Origin of the sequence: Geminicoccus flavidas (assembly GCF_009806515.1) — a bacterium.
GTDB classification, from domain to species: Bacteria; Pseudomonadota; Alphaproteobacteria; order Geminicoccales; family Geminicoccaceae; genus Geminicoccus; species Geminicoccus flavidus.
Window position 1 is genome coordinate 1 of the sequence record NZ_WUJP01000452.1, and the last position, 531, is coordinate 531.

At 71.2% G+C, this 531-nt stretch carries 1 protein-coding gene; it reads right to left on the reverse strand.

From position 1 onward, the window contains the following. On the reverse strand, positions 1-531 hold a 531-nt coding region (locus EQG76_RS12660; protein ID WP_159713838.1), incomplete at both ends, for a PCRF domain-containing protein.

Here is a 531-nt window from a genome sequence, read left to right on the forward strand (position 1 = left end):
GCACGTCGATGCGCAGGTCCTTGTCGTCGATCTTGATGTCGACCTCTTCCGCCTCGGGCAGGACGGCGACCGTGGCGGCGGAAGTGTGGATGCGCCCGCCCCCCTCGGTGACCGGCACGCGCTGGACCCGGTGCACGCCCGATTCGAACTTGAGCTTGGCGAACACGCCCTGCCCCTCGACCGCGACCGAGATGTCCTTCAGGCCGCCCAGGTCGGTCTCGGTCTCGCTCAGCACCTCGAACTTCCAGCCCTGCAGTGCTGCATAGCGCTGGTACATGCGGAACAGGTCGCCGCCGAACAGGGCCGCCTCCTCGCCGCCCGTCCCGGCCCGGATCTCCAGGATGGCGCTGCGCTCGTCCGCGGCATCCTTCGGCAGCAGCGCCAGGCGGAGCGCCAACTCCATCTGGGACAGCCGCTCGCGCGCCTCGGGCAGCTCGGCCGCCGCCAGCTCGCGCATCTCGGCGTCGTCGAGCAGCAGCTCCAGGCCCGCCACCTCCTGCTCCGCGGCACGGAAGGCGTCGATCGCGTCGG